Annotated in this window: 6 protein-coding genes; 2 read left to right on the top strand and 4 right to left on the bottom strand. The window is 73.5% G+C overall.

Annotation, left to right across the window (positions count from 1 at the left end):
- Positions 1–831 precede the first annotated feature (831 nt).
- Positions 832–1,317, top strand: coding sequence for a DUF3566 domain-containing protein (locus GT045_RS26315; protein ID WP_161293861.1), 486 nt, complete (start codon positions 832–834; stop codon positions 1,315–1,317).
- A gap of 23 nt (positions 1,318–1,340) precedes the next feature.
- Here the strand turns inward: GT045_RS26315 and GT045_RS26310 are convergent, their stop codons facing one another.
- The 4 genes from GT045_RS26310 to GT045_RS26295 all read right to left on the bottom strand — a co-directional run bounded on the left by GT045_RS26310 (position 1,341) and on the right by GT045_RS26295 (position 6,879).
- A complete protein-coding gene (locus GT045_RS26310) occupies positions 1,341–2,045 on the bottom strand; it encodes a M24 family metallopeptidase (protein ID WP_237538882.1) in 705 nt (234 codons plus the stop codon).
- 46 nt (positions 2,046–2,091) lie between these two features.
- Positions 2,092–2,868 (bottom strand): class I SAM-dependent methyltransferase, encoded by a 777-nt coding sequence (locus GT045_RS26305; RefSeq protein ID WP_161335671.1) that lies wholly within the window; start codon positions 2,866–2,868, stop codon positions 2,092–2,094.
- A gap of 439 nt (positions 2,869–3,307) precedes the next feature.
- Positions 3,308–6,058, bottom strand: coding sequence for a molybdopterin cofactor-binding domain-containing protein (locus tag GT045_RS26300; RefSeq protein ID WP_161335670.1), 2,751 nt, complete (start codon positions 6,056–6,058; stop codon positions 3,308–3,310).
- A complete protein-coding gene (locus GT045_RS26295) occupies positions 6,055–6,879 on the bottom strand; it encodes an FAD binding domain-containing protein (RefSeq protein WP_161335669.1) in 825 nt (274 codons plus the stop codon). Before GT045_RS26295 ends, GT045_RS26300 begins: the two co-directional genes overlap by 4 nt.
- A gap of 213 nt (positions 6,880–7,092) precedes the next feature.
- Between GT045_RS26295 and GT045_RS26290 the strand changes: the two genes are divergently transcribed.
- On the top strand, positions 7,093–7,681 hold a 589-nt coding region (locus GT045_RS26290), incomplete at its 3' end, for a PucR family transcriptional regulator ligand-binding domain-containing protein (RefSeq protein ID WP_202529049.1).

Raw genomic sequence — 7,681 nt, 5'->3', positions numbered from 1 at the left:
GGCCATCCGGCCCCCAGCCGCACGGGTCCGGGTGCCGACGCGTCTGCGGGTCGGGTCCTGGCGCGTGCGCGGGTTCGGGTGTCGACGCGTCTGCGCGTACGGTCCTGGGGCGTGCGCGGGTTCGGGTGTCGACGCGTCTGCGGGTACGGTCCTGGGGCGTGCGCGGGTCCGGGGGCCGACGCGCCTGCCGGTCCGGCCCTGACGCATTCGTGGGTCCCGTCGGTGGCTCCGCCTGGTCGGGGGCCACTCCCTGGCGCCGCTCGCAGTGCATGGTCGTAAAAGGGCCGATACCGTCGGATCCACGGACCAGCAGGCCCCAGAGGCCGCCTGGCGGTCGATGGAGGCCCGTTCGATGGTGGAGGGCACGGCCGAGCTGCCAGGCCAGTCAGGGAGACAGGCATGAGCCGAGCCAAACGCAGGCCCCGCGGCACCCCCGGCGGAGGGGGGACACCCGAGCAGGACGGCGGCTCCGGTCCTTCCCCGCGGCAGGTGGGGCCCGTCGCACACCAGCACATACGTCCCTCCGACGAGCCCGCCGGGCGAACCTCCCCAGGGGCGGGCCCCGAGCCGCGGTACATACCGAAGGACCCGCCGGGCCTCCGTGACCGGCCGGGGCCGGTGCCGGGGTGCTCCGTCCGTCCCGGACCCGCCGCGGGTGCCGTTCACCCGTCCGGACCCATCGGTGGTGGCCGGTCGGGGGCCGCCGTCGGCGCCGCGGGCAGTCCGGCACCGCCCGGTGGTCCCACCGCACCGGGCCGGCGGGGCGCTCCCCACGCGTCGGGCCGGCGGACGATACGGCTGCGCCTGGCGGAGGCCGATCCCTGGTCGGTGATGGTGACGAGTTCCCTGCTGCTGGGAGGACTCGGCGTGGTGGCGGTCGTCACCGCGTGCGTCGCCTGGATCATGGTGGAGGCCATCGCCCCGGACATCCTGCCCGCCCTGACCACCGTCCTCGGCATCTCTGTCGGCGTCGTCAGCCTCGAAGTCGTCCTGGGCACCTGCCTGGCGACGCTGGGAGCCTTCCTCTACAACCTGTCGGCGCACTACAGCGGCGGTGTCGAGATAGCCGTGACCGACGGCGGTCTGACCGGTCCGACCGCCCCCACCGCACAGGCTCTGCTGCTCCTGGTCCGGGCCCGCGACCGCGTCCGCCGCCGTCTGCGTACGTACCACCGGTTCCTCGGAGCCGGTGCCGTACGCCAGCCGCTCGACGTCCCGGACACGGGCGCCCGGAGCGGCACCGGCCGCCCGGAGCGGGCGGAGCCCGACGGGCCGGGGAGAGCCGGCGGGGGAGACCTCAGGCACCCCTGGTCCTGACACCCGGTCACCGGCGACGGCGGCTACGCCAGGTCCAGCAGGTCCACGAACCAGCCGCCGCGGCCCAGGTCTTCGTCGACCAGGCGGATCTCCAGGATCCAGTGCGCCCGCCACCCTCCTTCGGTGGTGCGGCGCAGGGGCTCGTCGTTGTCCGGGCAGAGGAACGAAGCCGGGTCCGCGTGCCGGGCGTCCGCGGTGGGTGCCGTTCCCACCAGCCGGCCGGCGTGCTCGCCGCCCAGTGCCCAGCCCGCCTTCCCGGCGAGTGCCTGGACCTCGGCGTACAACTGCCCGCCGGTGATACCGGAGTCGGCGTGGAACGCCGAGCGCCCCGCGGCGAAGACCGTGGCCAGGTCTTCCACCAGCCGGTGCCTGGCAGGGTCGTCGCCGAGGGCGAGCGTGCGGGCGAAGTCCGATGCGTACCCCGTGAGGAGCGGACCGAGACCGGTGACCACCATGTCGTCCTCGCGGATGACGCGGTCGGGCGGTTCCTGGCCGCGGGGGAGGATCGTGTGCGGGCCGGAGCGGACGATCCCGGCGGACCGGCTCACGGCTGTTCCGAACATCCGCCTCGCCAGGTCCCCGATCCGGTGCCCGGCCTCGCGTTCCCCGCTGCCCGGTGCGATCAGGCCGCGGGCCGTGGCGCCGGCGAACACCGACCGCGCCATCCGCTGGGCCTCCACCAGCCCCAGGACTCGCAGGCGTTCGTCCATCCGGTCGGGTACCGCCATGGTGCCGTCCCTCTTCTTCCTCTTGCTCTCGTCCCTCTTGCCCGGTTCACGGGGTGGCGCGCACGATCACGAGCGACCCCTCGTACACCGGCCGGTCGCGCAGGTGGCCGAACTCCGCGTCCCAGGCCCCGGACTCCAGATCGTGGCGCAGTGTCCGGTCGAAGCGCTCGCGGACGTGGTCGTCGGCGAAGCTCCAGGCCGAACACGCCTGGCGGGCGGCCGGGTCGAGCAGCATCTCGGGACGGCCGTAGTACGCCTCGTTGAACCCGTCGGTGCAGTCCAGGGGGACGGGTACGGTCTGGACGGTCCAGGTGCCGCCCAGCGGTGCGGCCAGCTCCTCGACGGGCGGATAGCGGCGGGCCTCGATGTCCAGCACCTCGGGGGCGTACCGGTACAGCCAGAAGTCCTTCACCAGGGCGGGATCGCAGGTCAGGATGTCCACCGGACCACGGGTGACGCGCCGAATCTCGCCGAGGCCGGCCCGGACGTCGGACCACTGGTGCACGCTGAACAGCGTCATCGCCGCGTCGAACTCGCCGTCGGCGAAGGGCAGATCCTCGGCCATCGCGTCGATCGCCGGGGCGAGCCGGGTCGGCCGCCGGGCGCGCATCGACTCCGAGGGTTCGACCGCCGTCACCGTCCGGGCCGCGCTCTCGTAGGAACCGGCGCCCGCACCGACGTTGAGCACCCGCCGGGCGTCGCCCAGCGCCTCGGCGACGAGCCGGGCGATCCGTTCGTCCGGCCGGCGGTAGGAGGAGCGGCCGGGCGCGAGCGCGCCGTGGCCGACGTCGCCCGGGCTGCTGCCCTGGGTGCGTGTGGTCATGGGGGTACACCTCGCCTCGTGAGCAGGAACAGGGGAGGTGCCGCACACGCCCGTCGGTCGTGCCGGGCCGGACGTGGGGGCACGAGGGGCTACGGCCGGAGCGGGAACCGCTGCCGGCCGCACCCGGGCCGCTCGTGGCGGGCTCGGGTGTGAACGCGGCTCCGCACGGGAGGCTGTGCCGGGGCGTGGCTTTTCTCGCACCCGGCGGATGCTTCGGCGCCCCGCGGCCGCCCGCGGACCGTACCGCCGTGCTCTCCGTCCCCACTGGGCCGCCTCCTCCACAGGACACCGTCATGCCCCATCCTGCATCTGCGGCGGATATTCGACAATCACCTGGCAGATGCTTGGCTGAAGGCACAAGAAGCGTCGCGTCTGAGCAGGTGGTCTTGGAGGTGGCGACAAGGAGCGGGCACCGTCGGCCGCGCCGCTTCGCCGGGCTCTACGAGGAGCCGCCCACGCCCCCGTCCGGCACCCCCGCCTCCCGTAGCGCCCGCCACACGCGGTCACGGGTGAAGGGCAGTTCGGTGAGGCGCACCCCGGTCGCGTCACGCAGGGCGTTGGCGTAGGCGGGAGCGACCGGGTTGAAGGGACTCTCACTCATCGACTTGGCGCCCAGCGGGCCGATGGCGTCCGCGGTCTCCATGAAGTGGACCTCCGTGCGCGGGATGTCCGCGTACTGGGGGAGCCGGTAACGGCGGAACGCGGCCGTCTCGACCTCGCCACGCGCGTCGATGCGGACGTTCTCGAAGAGCGTGGAGCCGAGCGCCTGCGCGACCCCGCCCTCGACCTGGCCCCGGCACTGCATCGGGTTCATCACCTTGCCCGCGTCGGCGGCGTGCACGCTGCGCAGGATGCGGACCTCCCCGGTGCCCGGGTCGACGGCCAGCCTGAACCACTGGGCGTTGAAGGCGACCGAGCGCGGGGTGCCGCCGAAGGTGCCGTCGGCGGCCACCTCGACGCCGACCGCGCGGGCGGCGGCGTACAGCTCCTTCAGTGACAGCCGGCCGCCCGGATGCGTCACGGCCTCGTCCGCGAGCCGGCACCGCGCGCGCGGCACACGGAGGTGGGCGGCGGCGAAGTCCAGCAGCATGTCGGCGAGGGCGCGGGCGGCCCGCAGGGTGGCCTTGCCCGCGACCACGGTGCCGGTCGAGGCGAAGGCGCCGGTGTCGTGGCGCACGACGTCGGTGTCGGACTGGCGGACGGTGATCCGGTCGACGGTGGTGGCGAGTTCACCGGCCGCTATCTGCTTGTGCACGGTCGTCGTGCCGTTGCCGAACTCCGCCGTCCCCACGGCCAGATCGAAGGTGCCGTCGGGCAGCAGGGCGGCCCTGGCGTCGGCGATGTGCCCGCCGGGAGGCCCGGTGGCGATCATCGCGAGCGCGGCTCCCTCACCGACCAGCCATCCCTCCGGCGCGGGCAGGCCGGCACCGGCGTCGTCCGCCTGGGCCCGGCGGACGACGCCGATGCACTGGTCCAGACCGTAACTGGCGATGTGCAGGTCCTCCTCGTGACCGCCGGGCGTCACCATCGGCTCCTCGGCGCCGATGACGTTGCGGGCCTTGAACTCCAGCGGGTCCATGCCGATCCGGCGGGCCAGTTCGTCGAAGGCCGACTCCACCGCGAACATCACCTGCCCGAGGCCGTAACCGCGGAACGCACCCGCCGGGACGGTGTGCGTGTAGACCGAGTAGGCGTCGACCTTCTTGTTCCGGGCCCGGTAGATCGCCATGGACTCGCCGACACTGTGGAACATCACGGCCGGACCGTGGTTGCCGTACGCCCCCGTGTTCGCCACCACGCGCAGCTGCAGGGCGGTGAGGACGCCGTCGCGGCGGGCGCCCGCCTTCACGTGGATCGTGAAGGGGTGCCGGGTGGTGGCACCGTAGAACTGCTCGGCGCGGGTGTACTCCAGCTTCACCGGGCGGCGCAGCCTCAGCACGGCCAGGGCGACGATGTCCTCGACCAGCATCTCCTGCTTGCCGCCGAACCCCCCGCCGACCCGGCCCACGACCACGCGGACCTTCTCCGGCGGCAGGTCGTACAGGGCGCACAGGGCGCGGCGGGTGAGGAACGGCGTCTGGGAGCTGGTGCGCACGGTGAGACGGCCGTCCTCGTCGAACCAGGCGACGGCCCCGTGCGTCTCCAGGCTGGCATGCTGTCCGCGCTGGGTGCGGAAGGTGTCCTCGTAGACGACGTCGGCCTCGGCGAAACCGGCCTCGACGTCCCCGACCTCGCCGTGCGCCTCACCGACGACGTTGTCGCCGGGGCGGGAGATGCGGTGGAGCGTCGCGTCCTTGTCGTGGACGACGGGCGCGCCCGGCCGCATCGCGTCCTCCGGGTCGAGGACGGCGGGCAGCACCTCGTACGTCACCTCGATCCGCCGGCAGCCCTCCTCGGCGGCGCCCTCGCTGTCGGCGACGACGGCGGCGACGCGCTGGCCGATGTAGCGGACCGTGTCGTCCAGGACGCGGGTGTCGTCCGGGTCCTCCTCGGGGTGCTCGTGCCGGGCCGTGGAGAAGTGCCGTTCCGGGGCGTCCTGGTGGGTGAACACGGCGTGCACCCCCGGCACGCGCAGGGCCGCGGAGGTGTCGATCGACACGATGCGGGCGTGGGCGTGCGGGGAACGCAGCAGCTTCATGTGCAGCAGTCCCGGCACCTCGATGTCGAAGGTGTAGCGAGCGGTGCCGGTGACGACCTGCGGGCCGGCCGGAGCCGGCAGGCTGCGTCCGACGGACTCGCCGGGCGCGGGCGCCTCGACGTTCTTCACCCCGCGTACGGCGTCCTCGATGGCCCGGTAGCCGGTGCACCGGCAGAGGTTGCCCTTGAACGCCCGGGGCAGGTCCTCCAGTGCGTCCTCGTCCAGGGCGGCCGTGGTCATCAGGAAGCCGGCCGTGCAGAAACCGCACTGGAAGCCCTGGGCGTCGAGGAACCTCTGCTGCACGGAATGCAGGTCACCCTCGGGCGAGGCCAGGCCCTCGACCGTGGTGACGGTGCGGCCGTCGGCGCGGAAGGCCGGGTACAGACAGCTGTGCACCGGCCTGCCGTCGACATGGACCGTGCAGGCGCCGCAGTCGCCCTGGTCGCAGCCCTTCTTCACGCCGAACCAGCCGCGGTCGCGCAGGTAGGTGCGCAGACACTGGCCGGGATGCGGCTCCTCCTCGTGGGACCGCCCGTTGACGTCGACCTTCATCGCGCCTCCTGCTGCGCCAACTCGCGGCGGATCTCCTCCGCGTACCGGAACGTCATGTGCCGCCGCCACTCGGGCAGCCCGTGGATGTCGTCGAACCACTCGTCGTCCGCGACGGCCGAGCCGAGCGCCGCGCGCAGCGCCTGCGCGGTCGGCGGCAGCGGGAACCACAGCCGTACCGGCCGGACCGTCGAGGCGGTGACGGTGACAGCCAGGGAGCCGTCCAGCGGGTCCAGCGTGCCGATGACCAGCACACCGGAGCGCCCCAGCCCGTACAGGGACGCCTGCCGGAACGCCGTCCGGCAGGCCAGGGCGCGGGCGGGCAGGGTGACCGACCGCAGCAGCTCGCCCTCCCTCAGGACCTTGCGGCCCGCCCCGGTGACGAAGTCGACCACGCGGACCCGGCGCCGGGCGCCGTCCTGGGCGACGAGCAGGCACTCCCCGTCCAGGGCGGCCGTGAGGGAGATCATCGGGCCGGCCGGCAGGCCGTTGCACAGGTTCCCGCCGAGGGTGGCCATGTTCCAGATCTTGAACGAGGCGAGGAACGCCCGGCAGCACCGCTCGAACAGCGGCGCCGCCTCCGCCGCGAGTCCCTTGCCGAAGCCGGACAGCTCCGCGATGGTGCAGGTGGCCGCGATCTCCACCGAGCCGTCCCGGTGCCGCTGGACGGGGATCCAGCCGGTGCGGCTGAGGTCGATCAGCCGGCGCAGGTGCGGCTGCGGCTCCGAGAACAGATACGTGCCACCGCCGAGCCAGGCGTCGCCCGGCCGCCAGGGCGCCCGGTGCCGCGCGTCCCGGATCTCCACCACCGTGTTCAGGTCCATGACCGTCAGTGAAGCAACGAGAACCGGCCAAAACGACTGGTTCGCAGTACGGAAACGACGGGCGGTCCGGGCCGGTGATTGGTGGATCAACCAAGAGGCATACCGCTCACCGCGACTTGCACCTACGATGCGATCACTCACATGCACCTGGTGAATGTGAGATGCCGGGGGCCAGGTACCGCCATCCGGCAGCCGCACGAGGAGCCGGAACCCATGCACGTCGAACACCTCCTTCGAGACGAGTCCCTCGGTCTCCGTCTGCTCTGGGCCGAGGAGGCCCTGCTGAGGCGTGAGATCAGCGGCGTCACCGTCACCGACCTGGAGGAACCCGCCCGCTTCGTCCGGCCCGACGAGGTGGTGCTCAGCGGGTTGGTCTGGTGGAGCGCCGACGGAGGCAGGGACAAGGCCGAACGCTTCGTCTCCGGGCTGAAGGACGCGGGCGCCGCCGCACTGCTGGCCGGTGAGGAGACGCACGGCTCGGTGCCCGGGGACCTGATCGACGCATGCGTGCGGCACGGGGTACCGGTGGCCGGCGTCCCGGCCCACGTGATGTTCCGCGCGATCACGGACGCCGTCTACCTCAGGCAGTGGGGCGGGCTGAGCCGCCACCACGCGCTGCCCGAGCACCTGCGCACCCGGCTGGACCGGCTGGCGGCGCAGGACGCCGACCCGGCCGCGGTCCTGGCCGCCGCCTTCGCCCACCTGGACGCGGCCCCCGCCTACGTCCTGACGGCGGCGGGCCGCACCGTCGCGGCCACGCCGGGCGCCGACCCGCTGCCGGTGCCCGAGGCCGCGGCCCTGC

The sequence above is a fragment of the Streptomyces sp. SID486 genome (assembly GCF_009865385.1).
GTDB lineage: Bacteria > Actinomycetota > Actinomycetes > Streptomycetales > Streptomycetaceae > Streptomyces.
Note: the sequence above shows the minus strand (reverse complement) of the source record. Positions and strands in the feature narration are given on the sequence as shown.